General features: G+C 45.0%; 22 protein-coding genes, 1 pseudogene and 1 riboswitch. Of the genes and pseudogenes, 19 read left to right on the forward strand and 4 right to left on the reverse strand.

Translation table 11 applies throughout. The features are described 5' to 3' along the window. Positions 1-940: 940 nt before the first annotated feature. Together ACJJI7_RS17200 and ACJJI7_RS17205 are read right to left on the reverse strand one after the other, a co-directional pair. The gene (locus tag ACJJI7_RS17200) at positions 941-1492 is read right to left on the reverse strand and encodes a serine protease external chaperone (RefSeq protein ID WP_282950700.1); all 552 of its coding nucleotides are present in this window, start codon (positions 1490-1492) and stop codon (positions 941-943) included. Between the two features lie 13 nt (positions 1493-1505). Next, on the reverse strand, positions 1506-3812 hold the full coding sequence (locus ACJJI7_RS17205) for a S8 family serine peptidase (RefSeq protein ID WP_020415292.1): 2307 nt from the start codon (positions 3810-3812) through the stop codon (positions 1506-1508). A 1258-nt stretch (positions 3813-5070) separates the two neighbouring features. Between ACJJI7_RS17205 and ACJJI7_RS17210 the strand changes: the two genes are divergently transcribed. From ACJJI7_RS17210 to ACJJI7_RS17290, 17 genes and pseudogenes are all read left to right on the forward strand, one after another. Continuing rightward, positions 5071-5466, forward strand: a complete 396-nt coding sequence (locus tag ACJJI7_RS17210; protein WP_444901661.1) for a DUF1801 domain-containing protein — start codon at positions 5071-5073, stop codon at positions 5464-5466. Between the two features lie 397 nt (positions 5467-5863). Next, a complete protein-coding gene (locus ACJJI7_RS17215; protein ID WP_020415294.1) occupies positions 5864-6670 on the forward strand; it encodes a zinc metalloprotease in 807 nt (268 codons plus the stop codon). A gap of 241 nt (positions 6671-6911) precedes the next feature. Continuing rightward, a riboswitch (cobalamin riboswitch) is annotated at positions 6912-7059 on the forward strand. Positions 7060-7166: 107 nt separating this feature from the next. Beyond that, positions 7167-9017, forward strand: coding sequence for a TonB-dependent receptor plug domain-containing protein (locus ACJJI7_RS17220; protein WP_444901660.1), 1851 nt, complete (start codon positions 7167-7169; stop codon positions 9015-9017). Between the two features lie 37 nt (positions 9018-9054). Continuing rightward, positions 9055-9669 (forward strand): cob(I)yrinic acid a,c-diamide adenosyltransferase, encoded by a 615-nt coding sequence (gene cobO / locus ACJJI7_RS17225; protein WP_444901659.1) that lies wholly within the window; start codon positions 9055-9057, stop codon positions 9667-9669. Positions 9670-9681: 12 nt separating this feature from the next. Next, entirely contained in the window at positions 9682-11196 is a 1515-nt protein-coding gene (locus ACJJI7_RS17230; RefSeq protein ID WP_444901658.1) for a cobyric acid synthase, read from the forward strand. After that, entirely contained in the window at positions 11193-12215 is a 1023-nt protein-coding gene (locus ACJJI7_RS17235; RefSeq protein WP_020415298.1) for a FecCD family ABC transporter permease, read from the forward strand. Before ACJJI7_RS17230 ends, ACJJI7_RS17235 begins: the two co-directional genes overlap by 4 nt. Beyond that, entirely contained in the window at positions 12215-12997 is a 783-nt protein-coding gene (locus ACJJI7_RS17240; RefSeq protein WP_444901657.1) for a heme ABC transporter ATP-binding protein, read from the forward strand. The genes ACJJI7_RS17235 and ACJJI7_RS17240 overlap by 1 nt, the downstream gene beginning before the upstream one ends. Further along, on the forward strand, positions 12990-13538 hold the full coding sequence (gene cobU / locus ACJJI7_RS17245; protein WP_353375365.1) for a bifunctional adenosylcobinamide kinase/adenosylcobinamide-phosphate guanylyltransferase: 549 nt from the start codon (positions 12990-12992) through the stop codon (positions 13536-13538). Before ACJJI7_RS17240 ends, cobU begins: the two co-directional genes overlap by 8 nt. Before the next feature lie 24 nt (positions 13539-13562). Continuing rightward, the gene (gene cobT / locus ACJJI7_RS17250) at positions 13563-14606 is read left to right on the forward strand and encodes a nicotinate-nucleotide--dimethylbenzimidazole phosphoribosyltransferase (protein ID WP_444901656.1); all 1044 of its coding nucleotides are present in this window, start codon (positions 13563-13565) and stop codon (positions 14604-14606) included. Further along, entirely contained in the window at positions 14596-15201 is a 606-nt protein-coding gene (locus tag ACJJI7_RS17255; protein ID WP_282950691.1) for a histidine phosphatase family protein, read from the forward strand. Before cobT ends, ACJJI7_RS17255 begins: the two co-directional genes overlap by 11 nt. After that, positions 15185-15997, forward strand: coding sequence for an adenosylcobinamide-GDP ribazoletransferase (gene cobS, locus ACJJI7_RS17260; RefSeq protein ID WP_444901654.1), 813 nt, complete (start codon positions 15185-15187; stop codon positions 15995-15997). The genes ACJJI7_RS17255 and cobS overlap by 17 nt, the downstream gene beginning before the upstream one ends. 48 nt (positions 15998-16045) lie before the next feature. Then, the gene (locus ACJJI7_RS17265) at positions 16046-16954 is read left to right on the forward strand and encodes a cobalamin-binding protein (RefSeq protein ID WP_444901653.1); all 909 of its coding nucleotides are present in this window, start codon (positions 16046-16048) and stop codon (positions 16952-16954) included. Positions 16955-17045: 91 nt separating this feature from the next. After that, positions 17046-17585, forward strand: a complete 540-nt coding sequence (locus ACJJI7_RS17270; protein ID WP_282950688.1) for a hypothetical protein — start codon at positions 17046-17048, stop codon at positions 17583-17585. 129 nt (positions 17586-17714) lie between these two features. Next, positions 17715-18164, forward strand: a complete 450-nt coding sequence (locus tag ACJJI7_RS17275) for a transposase (RefSeq protein ID WP_444901652.1) — start codon at positions 17715-17717, stop codon at positions 18162-18164. Continuing rightward, the gene (locus ACJJI7_RS17280) at positions 18095-18493 is read left to right on the forward strand and encodes a transposase (RefSeq protein ID WP_444901650.1); all 399 of its coding nucleotides are present in this window, start codon (positions 18095-18097) and stop codon (positions 18491-18493) included. The genes ACJJI7_RS17275 and ACJJI7_RS17280 overlap by 70 nt, the downstream gene beginning before the upstream one ends. Positions 18494-18915: 422 nt before the next feature. Next, on the forward strand, positions 18916-19827 hold the full coding sequence (locus ACJJI7_RS17285) for an isocitrate lyase/PEP mutase family protein (protein WP_282950686.1): 912 nt from the start codon (positions 18916-18918) through the stop codon (positions 19825-19827). A gap of 122 nt (positions 19828-19949) precedes the next feature. Continuing rightward, a pseudogene (locus tag ACJJI7_RS17290) lies at positions 19950-20045 on the forward strand (helix-turn-helix domain-containing protein); the annotation flags it as partial. Positions 20046-20051: 6 nt separating this feature from the next. On the opposite strand, the gene ACJJI7_RS17295 reads toward ACJJI7_RS17290, so the two are convergent. Both ACJJI7_RS17295 and ACJJI7_RS17300 read right to left on the reverse strand, forming a co-directional pair. Beyond that, positions 20052-20486, reverse strand: coding sequence for an IS5 family transposase (locus ACJJI7_RS17295; protein ID WP_444902640.1), 435 nt, complete (start codon positions 20484-20486; stop codon positions 20052-20054). A 52-nt stretch (positions 20487-20538) separates the two neighbouring features. Beyond that, complete coding sequence (locus ACJJI7_RS17300; RefSeq protein WP_353056824.1) at positions 20539-20694, reverse strand: transposase; 156 nt, start codon at positions 20692-20694, stop codon at positions 20539-20541. A 299-nt stretch (positions 20695-20993) separates the two neighbouring features. On the opposite strand from ACJJI7_RS17300, the gene ACJJI7_RS17305 reads away from it, so the two are divergent. Beyond that, complete coding sequence (locus ACJJI7_RS17305) at positions 20994-21215, forward strand: hypothetical protein (RefSeq protein ID WP_444901648.1); 222 nt, start codon at positions 20994-20996, stop codon at positions 21213-21215. A 7-nt stretch (positions 21216-21222) separates the two neighbouring features. Next, a complete protein-coding gene (locus ACJJI7_RS17310) occupies positions 21223-21738 on the forward strand; it encodes an isochorismatase family protein (RefSeq protein WP_444901647.1) in 516 nt (171 codons plus the stop codon). Positions 21739-22078 lie beyond the last annotated feature (340 nt).

Genomic DNA, 22078 nt, shown 5'->3' on the forward strand with positions numbered 1-22078 from the left:
AGGTAGGCAGAGCATTCCTGGAAGAATCTATTTTTCCTCCAAGGTTCTTCTCATGTGCCATTCTGATTAATACTTAGACTGGTATTGATATAGACTAGGAAATTGTGACCGGGATATACACTCTTAAACTGCATATAATCATTGATCATATTCTTCACAGATGTATTTATTAGAGTGTTAAAAATAAATTTGGGTATTTAACCCTATGTCTGATTGCTAAAATTCAGATATCATGTCTAATAAATACCATTAATAATTTTAAAAGTGGTTTAAATGTGAGGTGGTATATTAGACAGCTTTCTGTTGGTACTTATTGTTAGATGTAAAATGGCTTTCTGAGTGGTTTAATTTCTGGATCTCAGTGTCAAATATATTTTGGTGTGCTAAAAGTAGGCTTGTATCTTCTTTACTATGCCCCTCTAATCGATATTCTACTTTTTGTCATTGCGGTCGTTGATGTTAGAACTGCTGTAGCACCAACTTTCTTCTATAGTCTTACTGTAGCTTCTATTGGAGTTTTAGTTGTTTTGGTCATGATCTGATTCGCTGGGTGGATACTTAATTCGCTTATTATTTTACAGGTAGATTTAAGCCGGCCAATCCTGGCTTAATTTGAGATGTGGACTTATTGTGTTCTTAAAAGCGGTATTGGCCTGTGTTATTTCTCTGGTACGCGCTATTTGGGTGGTAGAGGATATGAAAAAAGCCTTGCCACTTTCTGTGGGAATATACTGTAAAAATATTGGCATCCTTTTGATCCTGGCTGGAGTTTATTAGTTTGTCAAAAGGGAAAGAAAATCCTGTCATTAGGATCGTTAGCCTATTTCCTAGTATTAAAATCAAAATAGTACCAGCCGCTCAAAGATGAAAAGGCACCACTTATAAAGCGGTGCCTTTTGCTTGTCTAAGGCGAAGCCATGCTTAACTTAGTAAGCTATACCTATTGTGCTTCATGCATAGTTTCAGTAACTTCAACTCGACTTTCAACAGCCAAGCCAGACTGTTTTATCGCATTGAAAGCTTCTACTAAGTCATTGCCTTCTTTAACTTTCAAGATGGCAATATCAGTACCGGGAAATACTGACAATACTTCCATGCCAGAAATTGACGCTACTTCTGATGCTTCAACATTCTTGCCTAATAATATTGTTATATTTCCGGTTAAAGTTGTCAGTTTGTTTGTGATTGTGTTTCGTACAATTGTACCTTTGCCAACAACATCTGATGCAGAATTATTGCCGATATTGACTATCGCCATTTCGCCTTTTGTCACAACAATAGATTCTGGTGCAGCAATGGATGCTGGGACAGTTTTCAAGGATCTTTCAACCTTAAAGATACCAAAATCAGCAGAATTCGTTCTTGCCGCAGCTATAGTGTTTAGCTTCTTAATCTCTATATCTTTCTTTTCCACAGCATCAATAGCGTTTGCCTGTGTAATACCTGATAAACACATTGCAGCAGTTAAGATCGTTAATTTATTTAGCTTCATTGTATTTCCCTTCTTATTGAACAGCACGACCAAACGCTCTAAGTGATACGCCTTCTAGAACACTCTCTACTGGGTTGTTCATCAGGCCTGTTGCATCCCAATAGTTATCTGGGTCTGTGAATACGATATTAGTCTCACCTGTATCTAATGCTTTGATAGTCCAAGTTCCTTTAGCATTTTCACCATAAAATGCATTAGAAAGGAATACGGCACCATTTAAAATATAACCCATGCTATACCCATCAGCAAAGCTATAAGAAGCATCTAATAATGCCTGCTTGGAAGAAAGTAGAACACTTCTTGTACCTGAGGGAGATACCACCTCCAGCGCCAAGTCATTACCAGCGGAGGTTAATAGACTATCATTTAAAATAGAACCCATGTGATCATTACGAATATCAAATTCGAACTGCATAGCTTCAATAATAATATCTTCTGTTACTTCGATTTGTTGGCTCACACCAGCCGCACTGTTATCTGGAATAACCGCCTCCATGGCTTCTTCACCAGCTGTTGAACCCAAACCTTGCCATTGGGTGATAATTTGTTCACCGAGACTCTCTGAGTAATCTAGAGCCATAGCAACAGCTGCACCTGCATCAACCCGACCAAAGCCATATAAGTTATTAAATTGATAACCAGCTGAGTTTTCAATCCAACCATCATGAGCAACAAAAGTACCCTCACCAATGGTGAGTTCAACCTTTTCATTTTCAGCATCAATCACAGTGCTAGTTGAAGCTAAGATGTGACGAACATCACGCCAGGTCAATTCTGGGTTTGCTGATAAGATTAGAGAGACAACACCTGATGCATTTGGCGCAGCGGAAGATGTACCATTAAAAGTTGAAGTATAGTTACAGCTCGCATTCTCAGGATGGCCTGGGTAATTAAATGGGAACTGGCTGGCTGCGAAGTCTTCGCCATAGGCTCCGCCCCAAGCACTTATTGTGCCGCCATTAAAGCCAGAGTAACCATTAATACAGGTCATCTGGTCAGTTGTTACCATCGCGGGAGCATAACGACCATACTCGCCCGCAGGGGCTGATACCATCATACTTGCACCAGCGGTTGAGTAACTTGTATGTTTACCGTTTGCGTTCACCGCTGCAACATTTAAGTAATATGGGTGACCATGGCTAGGCTGAAATGCCGAGTTATAGCACGTTAGGCCTAAATCATTTGCTCCGTTATCGGCACATAAAGAGCCTTCACCATTGCCGTCTTCAAAAGAATTACCGCTAGATTTCATGTTCAAAGCACCCTTACCGCCTCGAAGCATAAGATTAGGATAAGACTCAACAGCTTCATCTAGTGCAGAGTACGCAATAAATCCAGGATAGGTAATACCATAGCTACGGTTAAATGCCGAAATTTCTTCATCTGAAGAAATGCCACTTCCTGGGAATCCATGAACCAATAGATCTGTTTGCTCTATTTTTCCACTGCCTAAAAAGTTCATACCGATTAGCCCTGTGTCTGGAGAAACACCTCGGCTACCGATATTGTTCCAGCCTTTAGCCGCAATTAAGCCAGCTACACTGGTACCGTGATCACCACTATTAGAAAGACTTGTTGGATCTGTTCTGTCAGTTGCTGACTCATCCAAGTTGAGAGAGCGATTTATTAATACGTTATCTATTAAGTCTTCGTGGCGAATTTCTAAGCCTGAATCTACAACAACAGCAGTTACATTTGCACCGGTTACACCTTGAGCATAAGCCGCTACAACATTCATGTCTTCGCCAGCTACAAGCTCCTCGACTTCATTTTCCTCAAAGATGGAATTAATTTCCTCGGTTGTATAAATTCCGATATCGACAAGGCCTTGCTTCATTTCATCACTAAGAGCGTAAGCTTTTTGACCTGTGTTGCGTAAATGCCATTGTTGATAGGCTAAGGGATCATTTTCTACGTTCAGGATATCAACTTTTGCAGATGCTGAGGCACCGTTTGCGGTCACGGTATAAGTAATTGAAGCGTCCTGCCCCGAGATTGAAGTATATTCAAATAGATTGCCATCTAATGTTAACTGGCCATGGCTGAATGTATAAGTGCCATCAAGCGGACTAATAGTTTCATCATTTTCTGAGAAACTAAATGTTAAAGCATCGCCATTTTGATCAGTGCCCAATAGTTTTCCTGATACAGGAATCCATTGCTTTGCCCCATCTACAGTTACATCACTAGCAGTTGGCGGAATGTCAGTAGGAGTGGGAGCAGGAGCGGGAGAAGACGAGTTACTACTGCTATCACAGCCTGATAATGTCATTAAAAGAGCTGCTTGAATCACAGAAAGTCGAAACATTTTTTTATTCATTTAAATTCCCCATTATCCCCATTATAAGTATTTATCGGGTATTGGCATTATAAACCACCTCATTAGTCTTTAGCCAACTAAACTTGGTCAGCAAAATATTGCAACCTGACTTTAAGTGATGTTGTGACATTGAATTATCATATGGATTAAATAATGAACAACTTAAAAGAGGTGTTCGGCATTGAATTATGCTTGGAATTTCCATAGATGATAGTGGACTGGGGTTGTATGATAGGGGGCGTTTGTGAAGCATTGATAGTTATAAAATCTATAATGGGATTGTGGGCTAGACAGCTATGTGAAAAGGTAAGACTTTAGAGGGAATTTTTATTACCATGAATATGAAGAAATACTCACTAAAGCAATAACAAGGTTAGTAATGATGCTGTCAGAATATAGGACATGATTAGACGTCCTTACTATCAGACTGCTCGGTGAATGAAACTACTTGATAATCCAGTTATCAAAAAATATGGATGCGAGTAGCGTCCCAATTAGGTTTCATGAATGTTGGGATATATAGTTTTATGTAGATTGAAAGAGTTTAACTTAGATTTGATAAGTGTGAATTGTTCTGAACCGTTATCAAGTCTGGCTTATTTAGGTGTGCTCGCTTGGACTTGCTTCTACTTCAATAGGGTAGGTGAGGTCATCATTGGGCTACAAGTATGAGGTTTCCAAAAGTCAGAGGGCTTTTTTCTTGAGGTTTCAGTTAGCTAAATTTGGATAATAAATTGGTTGTCGTATTTAAAAGTGATTAAATTGAGTTAAGTAGGATTCTATTAGATGGCCCAATGCAAGGTAATCTGGAAAAGTTATGGAGATCAAGTTCTCATTTAAATCCATATGAGCCCTTGAATTTCTAGTGTTGATTGGGTGAAGTTGGGTTGGGCATTTAGCTTGAGGTATACAATCTTATCTATATATAGACGCACGGAGGATATCGCCGATGGCTTCTTAAACGTTTTCGATCGTGAAGTGCTCCTAATGTTAAGCTCCTCACTTCGAAGTTCATAAGTTCAAGCCTTTAGTGCTGTTTGAAATTAATAGTAAGTTTCTATCTAGGGCAAGGGTTATGGATGATGAAAGAAAAATTTATAGCAGAGTTTTATACTGCTTGATAGCGAGTTACTTATTTGTAGAAACTTTAACATTACCCTTAACGTATAAGCTCTACATGTAAGGTAATCTCAAAAATTCATCCTGTGTTAGCTGCCGTTTAAAGGGGCGCTCAGGATTTATTCGTTAGGTTAACGCTATGAAACCCACCACAATAGAAGAATTTAATGCGGCTCAGAATGATTGCGAAAGCCCTATTTGTGAAAAGCTGATGCATGAAATCAACCGAGGGCTACCTATGGCAGAAAGTAAAATCTGGCACGGACACCCCGTGTGGTTCTTGGATGGGAATCCAATAGTGGGTTATAACAAGCTGAAGGGTTCTATTAGGCTGATGTTTTGGAGCGGGGCTGACTTTGAGGAGCCGGATCTTAAGCCGGGGACAGGTAAGTTTAAGGATGCTTCTGTTTGTTATACAGGGGTTGAGCAATTAAATATAAAAGACCTGAAGCGTTGGCTGAAAAAATCTACAGAGATTCAGTGGGATTATAAGAATATCTGCAAGAGAAAGGGTAAGTTGGTGCGACTTATCTAATAGGTCTTTTAAAGAAACGGCATGGTGCGCAGCTAGTATCCAAATGAGGTTGAAAATAAAGGTAGGTGGTAGTTGACGTCCTCATTATTTCCTCTCCAGATAAATCTGGAAGACACAAGGCTTGCATATTCTCGTTTTTGGGTGTTGTTGGCTCTTTCTGTGAGCTAATTGCCTAGTGAGATTGCCACTGTCTTTGGCACTTGAGTCGCTACAAACTTTGGGATAATTGCCCACCAATTTTTATTGATGATGATTGTAGTGTCAGAGTACAGTCTTTTACGATTTTCTAATCTTGTCACAATGATTCAGCTGTAAGAGGCCGCTCTAATTTGTACGATTTCTCGAAATTTGGATTATTGTTCTAGGAAGAATATTCAGCGTTTTCAGGTGGATAATAGTGACTTCATCAGATAAAGCTTCCTCAAAAGAGAGTCTCAAACTAAAAATTAAGTCGAAAAAAGAATGCGACTCTTGCGCCGAACCAGTGGTCCATAAATATGGAAACAATAAAATTTGTGTCACTGATAAGGTTGGGTTTCCTACTTTAGGTAATAAGTCTCCATTAGATCTGGTGTTGCATAGTGGTGAGGGTTTTATACCGTTGTGGGAGAAGGGTACGACTTTAAGGTGGAAGTTTGATGATGAGTCTTTAAGGTATTTTAAAAATCCAGATGAGATAAAGGACTATATTCGAATTCTTTTGGGCGAGGCACTACTTCAGTGGGGAGATGCTTCCCCGGTGAGGTTCAATGAGAATCCAAATGTTTGGGATTTTAAAATTAGGGTAGAGCCTGTAGAAAACTGTAGTGTTATCGGTTGTACTCTAGCTCGTGCTTTTTTTCCAAATCCTGGGCGGAATGAGCTAGTGCTTTTCCCCACAATGTTTGATCAAAGTCGGAAGGAGCAGGTTGACACTATGATTCATGAGTTGGGTCATATATTTGGGCTTAGACACTTCTTTGCCGATGTGAAAGAGAAGACCTGGCCGAGTGTAATTTATGGTGAACATAAGCCCTTCTCAATCATGAATTATGGGGAGCAAAGTGAACTTACAGAAGCTGATAAGAATGATTTGAAAAGCCTGTATTGCTTAGCATGGGCAGGGCAGCTTACAGAAATTGATGGTGCACGAATCAAATTTGTTATGCCATACCATGAGGCTATCCTTCTTGAGCCAATTAATTATGAAAGCTCACCAGGGTAAACGAGGGGTCTAAGCATAAATAGCTTTAATATACTAAAAGCTTTTTAAATTGCTGATATCAAATAATATTGAATAGTAAGTTTGTAGCCCGTTAAAATTGATTGATATAAGTCCAAAATTTTCATCTGTATGCCCTGTCAGGAATCTTACCCTTGATGAGCCCGCGCCGTAGTTTCCAGCAGATAGTAGAGTCAGGCCCCTTTTTTGGCATTAGTTGACATTCCAGTGCCTTTCCACTAGTTTCGCGACCACGATAAGAGGTGCCTTCTGCCCTGTGCTGGCTGAGAAGGTTAAACGGGAAGTCCGGAATTCCGGCGCTGCCCCCGCAACGGTGATCCACCAGTATTTTGAGTGGTAAGCCCGATACCGGCCTCTTCTCGAAACACGATGGAGCGGAGGGCTACCATCTCGCAATACGATCTTTCACGCTTCGTCGGCGTGCCGCATTGCTATTCCTCCCTCGATCCCATGAGCTTTTGTCCTTAGGGGTTGAAACTTGAAAAAATCTTTATTGAGCTTGACTGTGCTGTCAGCTGTGAGTGTGCCAGTACTTGGCGAATCTACCGATAGTGCATCTTCTATTCCCGACCTGGAAACTTTAGTTGTTGTGAGCTCCCGTCAAGATGAGCCTTTGCGCAGGATCGCCACTTCGGTAACCGTATTGGATGAAGAGCAACTCAAAGCACGAGGTTTGGCTTCCTTGACCGATGTGCTGCGAAGCGTACCTTCGGTTTCTGTCAACAACAGCGGTGGTATTGGTAAGACAACCTCGCTACAGGTGCGGGGGGAATCTGGCTTTAGAACGCTGGTCCAAATAGATGGCATCGATATTTCTGATCCAACCGGTCTCCAGTCGGGTGCTCATATTGAGCATATTATGAGCAGTAATTTGCAGCGAGTAGAATTGCTACGCGGTCCGCAAGGCATGCTCTATGGGGCTGATGCTGGTGGTGTACTGGATATCTCGACCCGTCGAGAGGATGAAGGGCAGCGCTTTGAATTATCCGCTGAGGGTGGTAGCTACGATACTGAGCGCTACAATGCCAGTGCCAGTGGAGCCAATGAAACACTGGATTACTTCCTTTCAGCTGCGGCGCTGGAAACCGATGGTTTCAATACCAGCAGCGATGACACTGAATTGAGGGATGACGACGGTTATGATAACGAGACTTTACATGGCCGAGTAGGCTGGAATATCTCTGAGCTGTGGCGAGTGGAAGCTGTAGCGCGGGATACCGATGCCTCAGGTGAATATGATCGTTGCGGCTGGCCCTCTCAGGACGATTGTAACTTTGATTTCAGCCAGGAAAGTGCTCGTGTCAGTTTGGCCCACAATGGCGAGGATGGTCAACAAGAGTTGGCCTATTCACATTCTGATTTGAAGCGCACCTACATCGGAGGGGGAACTTCCTATGAGTATGAAGGTGATATTGAAAAATTGAACCTCACTGGTTCTCATGGGTTTAGTCGCGAACATGGGATGGTCTACGGGGTGGAGCACCGTGAAGATACTTCGGGAGACTTGGACCGGGATCAGTGGGCGGTTTATTCTGAATACCGGGGAAGCTATGCCGATCAAGCCTATATCACCCTTGGTCTTCGCCATGACAACAACTCAGATTTTGGCCGCTTTAACAGTTTCCGCGTCAGTTCAGCGTACCTGTTTGAGGATGTTGCCAACGGTACTGTAAAGATAAAAAGCAGTTACGGTACCGGCTTCCGCGCTCCCAGTCTGTATGAAGTTAATCACAACGCTACCGCAATTGACCGGTTGACTTCTGAGCCACTAGAACTGCCAACACTATCGCCGGAAGAAAGTCGAGGCTTGGACCTTGGTGTTGAGTACTTTGGTGAAAATTCCCTCTATCTGGAATTCGTACTGTTTAAGCAGGTCATTGATAAGGAAATTGGCTGGAATAACGATGCGTATGGTTACCTGCAAAGCCAGGGAACAAGCAAATCCCGGGGAGTTGAATTGATAGCCGAAACTCAGGTCACTGATACTCTGCTGCTGTCAGCCAACTACACCTATACCGATGCCGAACAGGCTGATGATTCTCCACGCCCGCGAATCCCGAAGCATTTGGCTAACCTGGGCTTTACCTATAAACCGACCGGCGCTCTTAGTCTTCTGGTGAATCTACGCTCTAGTGCTGGAGCGGAAGATACAGATGGCTCCTCCATAGAGGATTACCAAGTATTGGATGCTAGCGTACGTTACCAGTTGAATAACGCTACTGCCGTTTACATTCGTGGAGAAAACCTCGCGGATGAAGACTATGAGGAAGTGCCTGGGTATAACACAGCGGGCGCTGCTGCTTATGCCGGTGTGGAATTCAGCTTCTAAAGCACTCTCTATAATAGATTCTTGAACTGAGGTGGCCATGTCGGAAGAGCAGCAGAAAAAAAATGCCAAACACAAACAGGCAATGCAAAAACATAAGGCGAAGGTTGATGCAAATATAGCAGCGGCCGATATCCAGCGTGGAGTTGCTGTATTGCTAACTGGTAATGGCAAGGGAAAATCCAGCTCTGCTTTCGGCATGGTTATACGTGCGCTAGGTTATGGCCAGAAGGTGGGGGTAGTGCAATTTATCAAAGGCGCACAGCAATCTGGAGAGGAACTCTTTCTCAAAAACCATTGCCCTGAAGTAAACCTCTACCAAATGGGTACAGGCTTTACCTGGAATACACAGGATCGCAGCAGTGATATAGCAGCTGCAGAACGAACCTGGGAGGAAGCCGGGAAAATGCTCACCGATGCCAGCTATGATCTAGTGGTATTGGACGAGTTAACTTATATGCTCGCGTATAAATACCTGGATGAATTACAGATATTGAAAGCTTTGGCGGAACGCCCTCCAGAGCAGAGTGTGGTAGTGACCGGCCGCGGCGGTGGTAGTGCTCTGCAAGAGCTGATGGACACTGTGTCTGAAGTAAAAGATATAAAGCATGCCTTTAAAGCTGGGATCAAGGCCAGAAAAGGGGTCGACTACTAAGTTGTATTCGTTATGTCCGTATTGATGATCCAGGGCACCACCTCGGATGCTGGCAAAAGTACTCTAGTTGCGGCGCTTGCCCGCTATTTTGCCCGGCAGGGAGTTTGTGTTGCTCCATTCAAGCCACAAAATATGGCGCTCAATAGTGCAGTCACTACGGACGGTGGCGAAATAGGGCGGGCGCAGGCGCTACAGGCCCAAGCTTGCGGAATAGAACCGCATAGCGATATGAACCCTGTGCTGCTTAAACCTGCTTCAGACACTGGGGCTCAGGTGATTATCCAGGGCAGGGCGCTGGGAAATATGCAGGCCCTGAATTACCACCATTACAAATCCACTGCACAAAATGCCGTGCTGGATTCCTTTAAACGCCTTAGTGATCAATATGAGCTGGTGCTTGTTGAAGGCGCGGGAAGTCCGGCGGAAATCAATTTGCGGGAAAATGATATTGCCAATATGGGTTTTGCTGAGGCGGTGGACTGCCCTGTGGTGTTAATTGCCGATATCGATCGCGGTGGTGTTTTCGCCCACTTGGTAGGCACCCTCGAGTTACTGTCCCCAACTGAACGCGACCGCGTAGTTGGATTTGTGATCAACCGCTTTCGTGGCGACTTGCAGCTGCTAGAGCCGGGGCTCGAATGGTTGGAAAACTACACCGGTAAACCCGTTCTCGGGGTATTGCCATATCTCCACGACCTGTACCTGGATGCGGAAGATGCGATTAGCACCCAGCAGGCTGGTGCTGATGCTCGGCTAAAGGTAGTGGTACCGGTGCTGCCCCGAATTAGTAACCATACAGATTTTGACGCACTGAGGTTGAACCCGGATATTGACCTGCGATTTGTTAGCGTGCGTGAATCAATCCCCCCTTGCGATTGGGTTATCCTTCCAGGAAGTAAAAATGTGCGGGCTGATTTGGCCTATTTAAAAGAAAATGACTGGCCTGCACAACTGGATCGGCACTTGCGTTATGGTGGAAAACTCATAGGTATTTGTGGCGGCCTGCAAATGCTGGGAAAAGAGGTGCAGGACCCAGATGGGGTGGAAGATGTCCCCGGCAGTGAGCTAGGCCTTGGTTATCTGGATTATATAACCAGGCTGCAGCCATATAAGGCATTAATAAATGTTACCGGGTTTCTATCTCTGGGAAATCAGGATAATGACCAGGGGGATATCGCCCTTCAAGGCTACGAAATACACTGCGGGATTACAGAAGGGCCAGCTTTGCAGATCCCCGCGGTATTTCTTCATGACGAAGCTGGAAACCTTAGGCCAGATGGGGCTATCAGTGCCGACGGGCAGGTGCTTGCTACTTATGTGCATGGGCTTTTCGATTCTCCGCAAGCCCAAAATGCGCTGTTTTCCTGGGGCGGCCTAACAGGGGCTACACCGCTGAACCTGAATGCCCATCGTGAGAAGCAGTTGGATAGGCTGGCTGATTCTATTGCCGAACATATGAAGAACTCTTGGCTTAGGCAATTCGGACGAGACCAAGGTGGGGCAACATTGGAAGAGGTAAGCCGATGACAATCGCCCGTGTCAAAGCTTTGAATCTTGCCTGGTGGGTATTGCCCGCAGGGCTCACAATGAGTTTTGTTGTCGCAGTGGCCGTCGGTGCTGTATATCTTTCGCCTTCTCAAGTTGTCTCTGCCCTCAGTGGGCAAGGGGAGGGAGGTCTGGCAAAAGATATCGTCCAGGCAATTCGCTTGCCACGGGCTTTACTGGCGGCAGGAGTAGGGGCAGTACTCGCCATCTGTGGTGCGATGTTACAGGGCTTATTTCGCAATCCACTGGCTGACCCTTCATTAATTGGGGTTACTGCGGGTGCTTCCCTTGGTGCCTGTCTGGCTATTTTACTTGGAGCAGAAGTAGCCGGTGGCTTTGGAAGTTTGCCGGTGGTATCAATTTCGGCATTTTTCAGTGGCTTGCTAGCAGTGACATTGGTTTATCGGGTGGCAAAAAGTATCAATGGAACTTCGGTGGCCACCATGCTGCTGATGGGTATCGCTGTGACTGCTCTATCAGCAAGTTTAATCGGGCTGATGGAATACTTTGCAGATAATGACACGTTGCGTCGTATGAGCCTCTGGCTAATGGGTGGGCTGGATGCGGCCAGCTATCCCCGTGCTTTTCTGATTTTGGCAGTATTGTGTGGGTTGCTTGCCAGCCTGCCCGGTTTTGGTTCTTCACTGAATGTTCTTTTGCTGGGGGAATCCCAGGCACGGCATCTCGGTGTCGATGTGGAGCGGGTAAAAACCAGCTTGATCGTGCTTGTCGCTGCAGGGGTGGGAACTTCAGTTGCCGTGGCCGGCAGTATTGCTTTTGTGGGTTTGGTGGTGCCGCATATAGTGCGGTTGTGGGTGGGGCCGGATCATCGCCAGCTGTTACCCCTATCGGCGCTGGCTGGCGCCAGCCTGTTATTGGTTTCTGATACCCTCGCACGCACAATTATTGCGCCCGTCGAGATACCGGTAGGGTTGATTACCGCCCTGATTGGGGTGCCATTTTTTATTTCCTTGTTACGCAAAAACAGGGGGTCCCTCTAATGGCTCTGTTACAGGCTGAGGGAGTCACGGTAAGTGTGGACAATCGACCGCTGCTTACCGATGTATGTCTTGACGTTGATGTCGGGGAGCTGGTTTGCGTGATTGGTCCCAACGGTGCCGGTAAGTCGACACTATTGCGCGCACTTTGCGGTGAATCTGCGATGGAGACTGGAAGAGTTCACTTTAAAGGTGAGTCGCTTGCTAGTTTGCCCGCTCGCAAGCGAGCCAGGCAGTTGGCAGTTCTGCCACAAAGCAATCCGCTTTCATTTGCCTTTACGGGCCTTGAACTGGTTGCCCTCAGCCGCACGCCACACTCCACAGGCACTGAGCGAGATAGAATTATTTGTTTGGAAGCTATGGCGGCACTGGACGTTTGCCATTTATCTGGGCGTCTCTATCCCACATTGTCGGGCGGTGAGCAGCAGCGCTTGCAACTGGCACGGGTAATGGCACAAATCTGGCGTGCTGAAGATGGAGGAGATCGTTTGCTTCTGCTGGATGAGCCGGCTACCAGCCTCGATATCGCTCATCAGTACGAAATGATGAGAGCGGTGCGCGACTTTGCGCGAAGTGGTGCGTCTGTTGTGATGACGGTGCATGATCTCGCTCACGCCAGTGGTTACAGTGACCGGATCCTCGCCCTTAAGCATGGCCGTAGCATGGCCTATGGTTGCCCAGAAACGGTACTGACCGCAGAAAATATGCAGCAACTCTATGGTTACAGCGTCACAGTGGTACCACACCCGGTAACTGGTAAATCCCTGGTGGTTGCCGATGTATAACAACAGTAATTTGCACCTGATTCTCGGTGGTGCGCGCAGCGGCAAGAGCCGACTGGCACAGCAGCGTGCTGAACAGTGGCTGCAAAGTAACAATGCCGGTGGACTTAGTTACCTGGCAACTGCTACAGCGGGGGACGAGGAAATGTCTTCTCGTATCGCTCGTCATCAAGGAGACAGGGGGCAACACTGGCAAACTATTGAAGAGCCTATCGCGTTGGCTGAGGCTTTAGATGCATCCCCTAAATCTCACTGTGTTTTGGTGGATTGTCTGACGTTGTGGCTCAGTAACTGCATTCATGAAGGCGTCTGGGCGCGTGAACGCGAAGCATTGATGCAGCGTGTTGATCAAAGGCGCAATAATTCAGAAAACAATGCCGCCCCATGGATATTCGTTAGTAATGAAGTTGGCTCCGGGATAGTGCCTCTTGGGCAATTATCACGGGAATTTGTGGATGCTGCAGGCTGGTTGCACCAGGCGTTGGCGGAGCGGGCTGACAGCGTAACCCTGGCTATTGCCGGTTTACCTCTGACGGTAAAATAGATTGAGCACGAGAGGCGAAAGGTTATGTCTGATGAACTGAGCTGGCTCTATAACCCGGCACCTGCACCAGATCAATCGGCTCGAAATGCAGCTATTGCCCGGCAGAAACAATTGATAAAGCCAGAGGGCGCACTCGGCCGGTTGGAAACTATTGCTGTAGATTTTGCCGGGTTCCAGGGTAAAGGGCAGCCTCAACTTGAACGCCTATCTGTGCGTGTTTTTGGAGCTGATCACGGTATTGCAGCCCAGGGCACTTCGCAATTTCCCCAGGCCGTTACCTCAGTAATGCTTAATATTTTCTGTGAGGGTGGGGCGGCCATCAATGTATTGAGTCGAGAGCAGAATGCAGACTTTGCTGCTATTAATTTGGGTTGTGTGGTGCCCACTGAGCACCCTGAATTGATCGATGAGGTCATTGCGCCTTCTACAGCGGATTTTTCCCAAGGTAAACCCGCGATGACTTATGGGCAGCTCATAAGTGCGTTTAATGTGGGACGAAGGCACTCTACCGATAGTGATTGTTTTATCGGCGGGGATATGGGGATCGGTAATACCACCTCGGCAGCTGCAATTTTTGCTGCTTTGTTTGATTTGAAAGTTCCAGAAATCACAGGGAGAGGTACAGGTATCGGTGATGATGTACTCGCCCGAAAAATTGCACTGATTGAATCTGCTTTGGAGCAGCACAGCGCTGCTCTGGATTCCCCCGTGAGTATTCTGCAAATTCTCGGTGGTTTCGAAATTGCGGCCCTGGCCGGGGCATTTATCGCCTGCGCCCAGCGGGGAACCCCGGTTCTGGTTGACGGGTTTATGGCCACGGCTGCAGCTGCTGTTGCTGGAGCTATCAATCCCTCTGTAAACCCCTGGTTCTTATTTGCGCACCTGTCGGATGAACTTGGGCACAAACTGGCCCTAGAGTGTATGGGGGTTAGTCCTATGCTCAACTTTAATATGCGGTTGGGGGAGGGTACTGGTGCTGTTCTGGCTATAAGTATTATCAGGCAGGCGCTTAACCTGCATAACAAGATGTTCACATTTAGCGAAGCAGGTGTACCGGTTGAGGATTGACCTGTTACGACATGGCGCATGTGCTGGCGGTAGCATATTTCGTGGTCAGATTGATGTCTCTTTAACTGAAGAAGGTTGGGAGCAAATGTGGCAAGGACTCAGGGATCTTACCGGCCCATGGGATAGAATTATCACTTCCCCACTGGGTCGTTGCCAAGCATTTGCTGCCCAGCTGGGCCACAAAAGAAAGTTGCCAGTAGATATTGTTCCCGGTATCCGCGAAATTAGTTTCGGTGAATGGGAAGGGCAAGCGATCGACAAAATCTGGACCGAGCACAAAACCTTGTGTAATGCATGGAGCCGCGAGCCAGAAAAGCACTGTCCCCCAGGCGGTGAGCCTTTCACATCTTTCCGGTCCCGGGTGCTACAGACTATTAGCGAGCTGTCTGTGCGCTACTCGGGAGAATCTCTGTTATTGGTAACCCATGGTGGCGTGATCAAGTTACTGCTGACCATTGCCAATGGTTGGGGGCCCAGTCAGATGATGTCGTTACAGGTAGGCTATGGATTTGCCGCGTCAATGGAATACGATTGCAATAGCGGCACTTTCGGGATTCCCTATCCGGGGCAGGATACCTATGTTTATTGTCCGTAAATTTTCAAGTCTTATCCAGGCATTCCTATATGCACTGGTCTTTCTTACCCGGCTGCCAGTCGCGGGGTTGTTGTACCGGGTCGATAAAGAAACAGTAGAGCGGTCAATATACTTCTATCCGTTTGTTGGAGTTGTTATTGGGCTTCTATTATCCGCCGCAGCATACCTGCTGGCCCCACTGGGAATTCAGCTACAGGCGGCAATATTGCTGGGGTTTTGGGTCATTTTAACTGGTGCCTTACATCTTGATGGTCTTGCCGATTGTACTGATGCCTACTTTGCCGGTCACAAATGTGCCGATCCTGAAGAGAGGCGCAATCGAATCCTCACTGTAATGCATGATCCACATTGTGGCTCAGTTGCGGTTGTTGCACTTGTTGTATTTCTACTGACTAAATTCGCAGCGATCGCAACTCTACTTGCAGCAGAACTGGATGCGATAGAAAACTGGATATACCTGCCGCTGGTGCTGTCGCCGATGTTGGCCAGGGCGGCAGCGTTATCTCTAATGAGTATTTCAGACTACGCCCGTGTGGAGGGTTTTGTTCCACCCTCTGGCTCAAAGAGAAGGTGGGAACTATTACCTGTGGTAGTTATCGTTATGGCCATCGCCTTCGCAGCAGCTCCTATAGCCATCGTAGTTGGAATGGCTATTGCTTTACCTGTGCTGATTCTTTGTTGGCGCCACTTATGGGAGAAAACTATCGGTGGCTATACCGGTGATTGTCTGGGTGGCCTGGTCGAAATTATCGAGCTCGCAATACTAATTCTGTGGGTAGCTCTTGCCAGTGTTTAAAATTTGAGTGTTACAAAACAATAAGTTTAGAGTTAGACGAGTTAAATGATGTCTCGGAGTATTTTCACAATCTTCATTACCACCTTGAGCCTTTTATGGACAGGCTCTTGTTGGGCCGATAAACCAGTACGTGTACAGGATGCACGGGGGCACTGGATCGAATTGGCAGCGCCGGCAGAGCGTATTGTTGCCCTGGCTCCACATATTGTAGAAAATTTCTACAGCGCAGGTGCGGGAGAGAAGCTGGTTGCTGCTGTTAGCTACAGCGATTATCCCGAGCAGGCAAAGAAGTTACCAAAGATTGGCAATTACAAAGCACTAAGCTATGAATCTTTGCTGGCTCTGAAACCGGATCTGATTGTCGCCTGGGGGTCGGGAAATGGCGATGAAATGATCCAAAAGCTGGATGATCTCGGGTTTACGGTATTCGTCACTGAGTCCCGAACTCTGGAAGATATTGCAAAGAATGTAAGATTTTTTGGCGAACTTGCCGGCACAAGCGAGAATGCGGACCGCACTGCAAGCGAGTGGCTTAAGAGACTAAATGAACTCCAGCATAGCAACAAGAAAAAAACACCGGTAAGTGTATTCTACCAGGTATGGAATGATCCCCTCCAAACACTCAATGGCGAGCATTTGATCAGCGATGTGATCCAAACTTGTGGTGGCCGCAATGCATTTGCTGATGCGATGGTTTTGGCGCCCAAGATCAGTATCGAATCTGTTCTTAACCGGAATCCTGAAGTGATTATTTCCAGCGGCATGGGAAAAAGCCGGCCAGATTGGCTGGATGCCTGGAAAGCCTATCCGACACTCAATGCGGTGAAAAATGATAGTCTCTATTTTGTACCCCCAGATATTATCCAGAGACATACCTTTAGAGTGCTGGATGGGATGGAAATGGTTTGTGATCACCTGGACAATGCGCGAATAAAAGTTGGCGCAGGCTCCATATAGCTAAGAATGATCTGTATTCCTGAGCAAAAATAGTTTCTACTGTCCGCTAGATATGATTTTTATATCAAAGCAGTGACGAGGCTAGGTATTTATGTGGTATCTGGTACTGGAAACAATAACAACGATTATAGTTTTTGCAATGATTATTGGAGGATTGCTAGCTATTCCTTTTGGAGCGGCTAAATTAACTAATCTTGAAAAGGGTAGAAATAACCGATGGTCAATTTTTTGGCGTCATATCTCTAAAGATATAGCTGCTGGAAAGGTAGCCTTATTAAGCCCTTTTTTAGGATGGTTTGTCTATTATGGATTCTATCAGTTTGTAAAAGTTGGAGATGATTCCTCTGCGATTTTAGCCATTGTCTCGTGTGCTGCAATTGGCTTGTTCCTTGTTTTTCATATGGGTTTGCTTGACCGTAAATTTTTTGATTTTCATTTAGATAACATGAAATTGCTGGCTGTGAGTTTGATGTCACTTATTCTCGTTGCGCTAAATGTTTCATTTTGGTTTACAACATTTATTGGCGCTATAGCTACTATGATTTGTGCAATAAAGTATTCTGTAGAGCAGATCATTCTGGAGGCTGAGCGAGCTAGAGCCAGAGAAGAGGGGAAATCACGTAAAATCTAACTCAGCCCTCCTTTATGAAGGCTGTTAGGCTGTAGAAGCTATTGAGTTATTGAAAAAATAACTAGAGGCTGTTTCATAACTTGAAATCGGCTATTCTCACGCAATTACATAGAAAAAAGTCCAGCAATAGTGAGCCGATTCAAGTCAGAGTTAACCAATGATCAATGGAAATTGATTGAACCTTGTCTTCCTGAGTTAAAACTAGGAAAGGGAGGCCCAAAACCCATTGTTAATCGAGCTTGTTTTGAAGGCATCCTGTGGGTTTTGCGTTCTGGAGCGCGATGGAAAGATCTTCCTTCACACTATCCATCACCGAGTACATGCTGGAGAAGGCTTCAATTTTGGGAAGAGCAAGGAGCTTGGTTACAGGCATGGAGAAGATTTCTGAAGCTGTTGGATCAGCAGTCTTTGCTTAACTGGGAAGAGGTCTTTTCTGATGGCAGCTTTGCACCAGAAAAAAAAGGGGCTTCGAAATCGGGAAAACCAAGCGGGGTAAGGGTTCAAAGTGGATGGTGGTGGTCGATGGCGAAGGTATTCCACTGGGAGGCACCATTACTTCGGCCTCACCAGCAGAAGTGAAGTTATTACACCCATTACTTGATGTTACGTATAAAAATACAAAGATTCATCGCTTAGTTTATGATAAAGCGGCGGACTCGGATCCTCTTAGAGATAGCCTGTTGAGTCGTGGAATCGACCTTATCTGTCCACACAGGAGAAATAGGAAAAAAGTCTCAAGGCAGGATGGCAGAAAGCTCAGAAGGTACGCTCGCCGTTGGAAAGTTGAGAGGACTTTTGCGTGGTTGGGAAATTACCGCCGTTTAGTTATTAGATGGGAGCGATATTTGTCCACTTATCGTGCTTTTTTCTATATTGCATGCATGTTAATTACGTTAAAGAAGTTATGAAGCAGCTTCTAGGTATTGAACCGAGCATGAACTATCCAGGATTTATGAATGATAATGTGTATGTAGAATCATTTTTTTAGGCATTAAAAACTGAGAAATTTAAATGGTTATTTTTGATTCGGTTGAGGACCTGAGAAGTAACTTATTTTGGTATCTTGATAGATACTATAACCTTATAATAAGACATAGTTCACTTGGGTTCAAAAGCCCTGATGAATATGAAAGAATGGCCGCATAAGATGGCGTCTACTTTAAGGGGAGAGGCTTCTTGGTAAAATTTGATATTCAACCCTTCATAAAATTCCTTTGCTATATTCTTTGGTGTGAATTCCTTTGCTATATTCTTTGGTGTGAATTCCTAATGTGCTGCTTAAAATTTTATACGCCAAATATGAAGTAAATTTCATTTGGGTAGGATATTTATGAAGAAGATGACAACTACGTTGAGGGCAATGATTAATCAGCCAGGCCTAATTGTTGCGCCAGGGGCCTATGATTGCCTTACTGCGAAAATCATTCAGGAAGAGGGTTTCAAGGCACTTTACATGACAGGAGGTGGAACCGCTGTTACTCATGTTGGTCGCCCTGATCTTGGGTTTATTACATTGACTGAAATGGCTGCGAATGCGCGTGCTATAGCTTCAACTGTAAATATACCAGTGATTGCGGATGCAGATACCGGTTTTGGCAGCGCATTAAATGCCTATAGGACAGTCCAGGAATATGAGCGGTCGGGAGTTGCAGGATTACATATAGAAGACCAGATATTACCGAAGCAATGTGGTCACTTAGCCGGAAAGCGAGTAGTGCCAATCTCAGAGATGGTTCATAAAATATACGGAGCACTGGAAGGTCGCACTGACGATGATTTCGTTATTATTGCCAGGACAGATGCCTTGGCGGTGACAGGTATCGATGACACCCTAAAACGATGTGTTGCTTATGCTGAAGCCGGTGTTGATGCATTATTTGTAGAGGCAATTACAAGCAGGGAAGAAGTCCTTCGTGTACAGAATGAGGTGGATATACCTCTAATGTATAATTTTGGCGAACACGGTAAGTCCCCATTATTTACACATAAAGAACTTGAGGAGTTGTCTTATAAATTGGTTATTTACCCAGGAAGCCTGATGTTTTCTATGTGTAAGCTTGCCCAACGAGTATTGAGGGAACTTAAAGCGAAGGGAACAACAGAGGCTCTTATGAATGATATGTACTCTCCAAAGGAATTTTTTGAAACCATGGACTCCCAGCATTTTCAGGACCTTGATAACAAATGGAAAGCAGCGGCAGATAAAAATTTTGGAGATGAGCAAAAAGGGGCAATAAAATAGCTGTTCTTTAATTAATACAATTTAATCTTTAGGTGAGCTTGGTTTCAGATAACAGGTGCAATTGGTAAGGGAGGGCTAAGCTGGTAGAGTCTGTAACTCTCCCGACCAAGAGAAAGGCACTGATGAGCTACTACCAACTGAGCGAGAACGAACGACACCAGATTTACAGCTTAAGAAAATCCGGACACTCTCAGAAAGCAATAGCAAAATTATTAGAAGCTGTTTCATAACTTCTTTAACGTAATTAACATGCATGCAATATAGAAAAAAGCACGATAAGTGGACAAATATCGCTCCCATCTAATAACTAAACGGCGGTAATTTCCCAACCACGCAAAAGTCCTCTCAACTTTCCAACGGCGAGCGTACCTTCTGAGCTTTCTGCCATCCTGCCTTGAGACTTTTTTCCTATTTCTCCTGTGTGGACAGATAAGGTCGATTCCACGACTCAACAGGCTATCTCTAAGAGGATCTGAGTCCGCCGCTTTATCATAAACTAAGCGATGAATCTTTGTATTTTTATACGTAACATCAAGTAATGGGTGTAATAACTTCACTTCTGCTGGTGAGGCCGAAGTAATGGTGCCTCCCAGTGGAATACCTTCGCCATCGACCACCACCATCCACTTTGAACCCTTGCCCCGCTTGGTTTTCCCGATTTCAAAGCCCCTTTTTTACGGGTGCAAAGCTGCCATCAGAAAAAACCTCCTCCTAGTTAAGCAAAGACTGCTGATCCAACAGCTCCAGAAATCTTCTCCATGCCTGTAACCAAGCTCCTTGCTCTTCCCAAAATTGAAGCCTTCTCCAGCATGTACTCGGTGATGGATAGTGTGAAGGAAGATCTTTCCATCGCGCTCCAGAACGCAAAACCCACAGGATGAAAGGTGGCCTTTTGCTCTCCGGAGGTGTCTACCCGCCAGGCGCCATAAAACTGGCTGTGTAAAAAAACATGTGCTTTTAAGTGGAAAACCCTGAGCAAATCACTTAACACGTCCATAACGGCGAACACCTAAAAACCATATAGTCATACGATCTGACATGAAATATATACTTTTAAGCATTTATCATACAGATTGTGAAGATATTATACGTTCCAGGTTAAGCGCTAGCAATGCCCTGCTTACTTACCCTACATAACTTAAGAGCTTTGGATAGGAAAATACCTGATGAACTTTTTAAATAATCTAGTAGCGCCAGTTGTAACACTAGGACTTATCTCTTTCTCACTGAATTGCTTTGCCGATCAAGCTGAACCTGGTATGAAAATTGATCCTGAGCGGACTGCAATCGTAATAACCGACCCGCAGAATGATTTCTTAAGCCCTACTGGTGTTACCTGGGGTGTGGTGGGAGAAAGTGTAGAAAAAAAATACAGTTCAGAACCTTGAACGGTTAATGAAAGTTGCAGGGAAAAAGAATGTGCCTTTATTTATTTCTCCGCATTATTACTATCCTCATGATCACAAGTGGAAGTTTGAGGGGAGCCTCGAAGTGGTAATGCACAAACTTGGTATGTTCAACCGAGAGGACCCTCTAAGTTTAAACGGATTTGAAAACTCTGGAGCTGATTGGTTGGAGCAATATAAGCCATATATAAATAATGGTAAGACTGTTGTGACCGGCCCACATAAAATTTATGGCCCTGAAACAAATGATTTAGTACTTCAATTGAGAAAGCAGGGTATTGATAAAGTAATTCTTGCAGGGATGTCTGCAAATCTATGCACAGAATCTCATATGCGCGAACTGTTAGAACAAGGGTTTGAAGTGGCTGTTGTAAATGATGCAACAGCTGGTGCAAATTTGCCTGAGGGTGATGGCTACGAAGCGGCAATGATTAACTTCAAGTATATGGCTAATGATATATTAACCACAAAGGAAGCTGTTAAATTGATTAGAAAGGAATTCTAAGTAAGCGTAGGCATAATCAAGTCCATTGTTAATCTTGATTTTCAGTGAGTGATTATGCCTACAAAGGACATATATCAACATTTGATGGGTAGGCATTTTGACGAGCTGGGTTTAGGTCTGAAGTATAAAAAATCTCCTAGTTCATGAGTAGTACAGTCGATATGGACCAATTCTGCTTAAACTTCCCGAAGATTTGCCCTCTTATAAAGCATTAAGTGTCAGAGCTATTGACACATCGGGGAATACCATAAATATTGAGATCGCTTTCAGACAAAAGCGTATATACCCATGGTCTCTTCATGAGGTGATCAAATATTGTTCGTCCTGATTGCCTGTCATG

Source organism: Microbulbifer variabilis, from assembly GCF_056232115.1.

Coding starts and splice junctions, on each gene's coding strand:
- ACJJI7_RS17285 (WP_282950686.1), top strand. CDS start 18,916: ATGAAGAAGATGACAACTACGTTGAGGGCAATGATTAATCAGCCAGGC.
- cobO (WP_444901659.1), top strand. CDS start 9,055: ATGTCGGAAGAGCAGCAGAAAAAAAATGCCAAACACAAACAGGCAATG.
- cobU (WP_353375365.1), top strand. CDS start 12,990: ATGTATAACAACAGTAATTTGCACCTGATTCTCGGTGGTGCGCGCAGC.
- ACJJI7_RS17265 (WP_444901653.1), top strand. CDS start 16,046: ATGTCTCGGAGTATTTTCACAATCTTCATTACCACCTTGAGCCTTTTA.
- ACJJI7_RS17200 (WP_282950700.1), bottom strand. CDS start 1,492: ATGAAGCTAAATAAATTAACGATCTTAACTGCTGCAATGTGTTTATCA.
- ACJJI7_RS17230 (WP_444901658.1), top strand. CDS start 9,682: ATGTCCGTATTGATGATCCAGGGCACCACCTCGGATGCTGGCAAAAGT.
- ACJJI7_RS17310 (WP_444901647.1), top strand. CDS start 21,223: ATGAAAGTTGCAGGGAAAAAGAATGTGCCTTTATTTATTTCTCCGCAT.
- ACJJI7_RS17210 (WP_444901661.1), top strand. CDS start 5,071: ATGAAACCCACCACAATAGAAGAATTTAATGCGGCTCAGAATGATTGC.
- ACJJI7_RS17280 (WP_444901650.1), top strand. CDS start 18,095: ATGGTGGTGGTCGATGGCGAAGGTATTCCACTGGGAGGCACCATTACT.
- cobT (WP_444901656.1), top strand. CDS start 13,563: ATGTCTGATGAACTGAGCTGGCTCTATAACCCGGCACCTGCACCAGAT.
- ACJJI7_RS17235 (WP_020415298.1), top strand. CDS start 11,193: ATGACAATCGCCCGTGTCAAAGCTTTGAATCTTGCCTGGTGGGTATTG.
- ACJJI7_RS17240 (WP_444901657.1), top strand. CDS start 12,215: ATGGCTCTGTTACAGGCTGAGGGAGTCACGGTAAGTGTGGACAATCGA.
- ACJJI7_RS17270 (WP_282950688.1), top strand. CDS start 17,046: ATGTGGTATCTGGTACTGGAAACAATAACAACGATTATAGTTTTTGCA.
- cobS (WP_444901654.1), top strand. CDS start 15,185: ATGTTTATTGTCCGTAAATTTTCAAGTCTTATCCAGGCATTCCTATAT.
- ACJJI7_RS17305 (WP_444901648.1), top strand. CDS start 20,994: ATGAACTTTTTAAATAATCTAGTAGCGCCAGTTGTAACACTAGGACTT.
- ACJJI7_RS17205 (WP_020415292.1), bottom strand. CDS start 3,812: ATGAATAAAAAAATGTTTCGACTTTCTGTGATTCAAGCAGCTCTTTTA.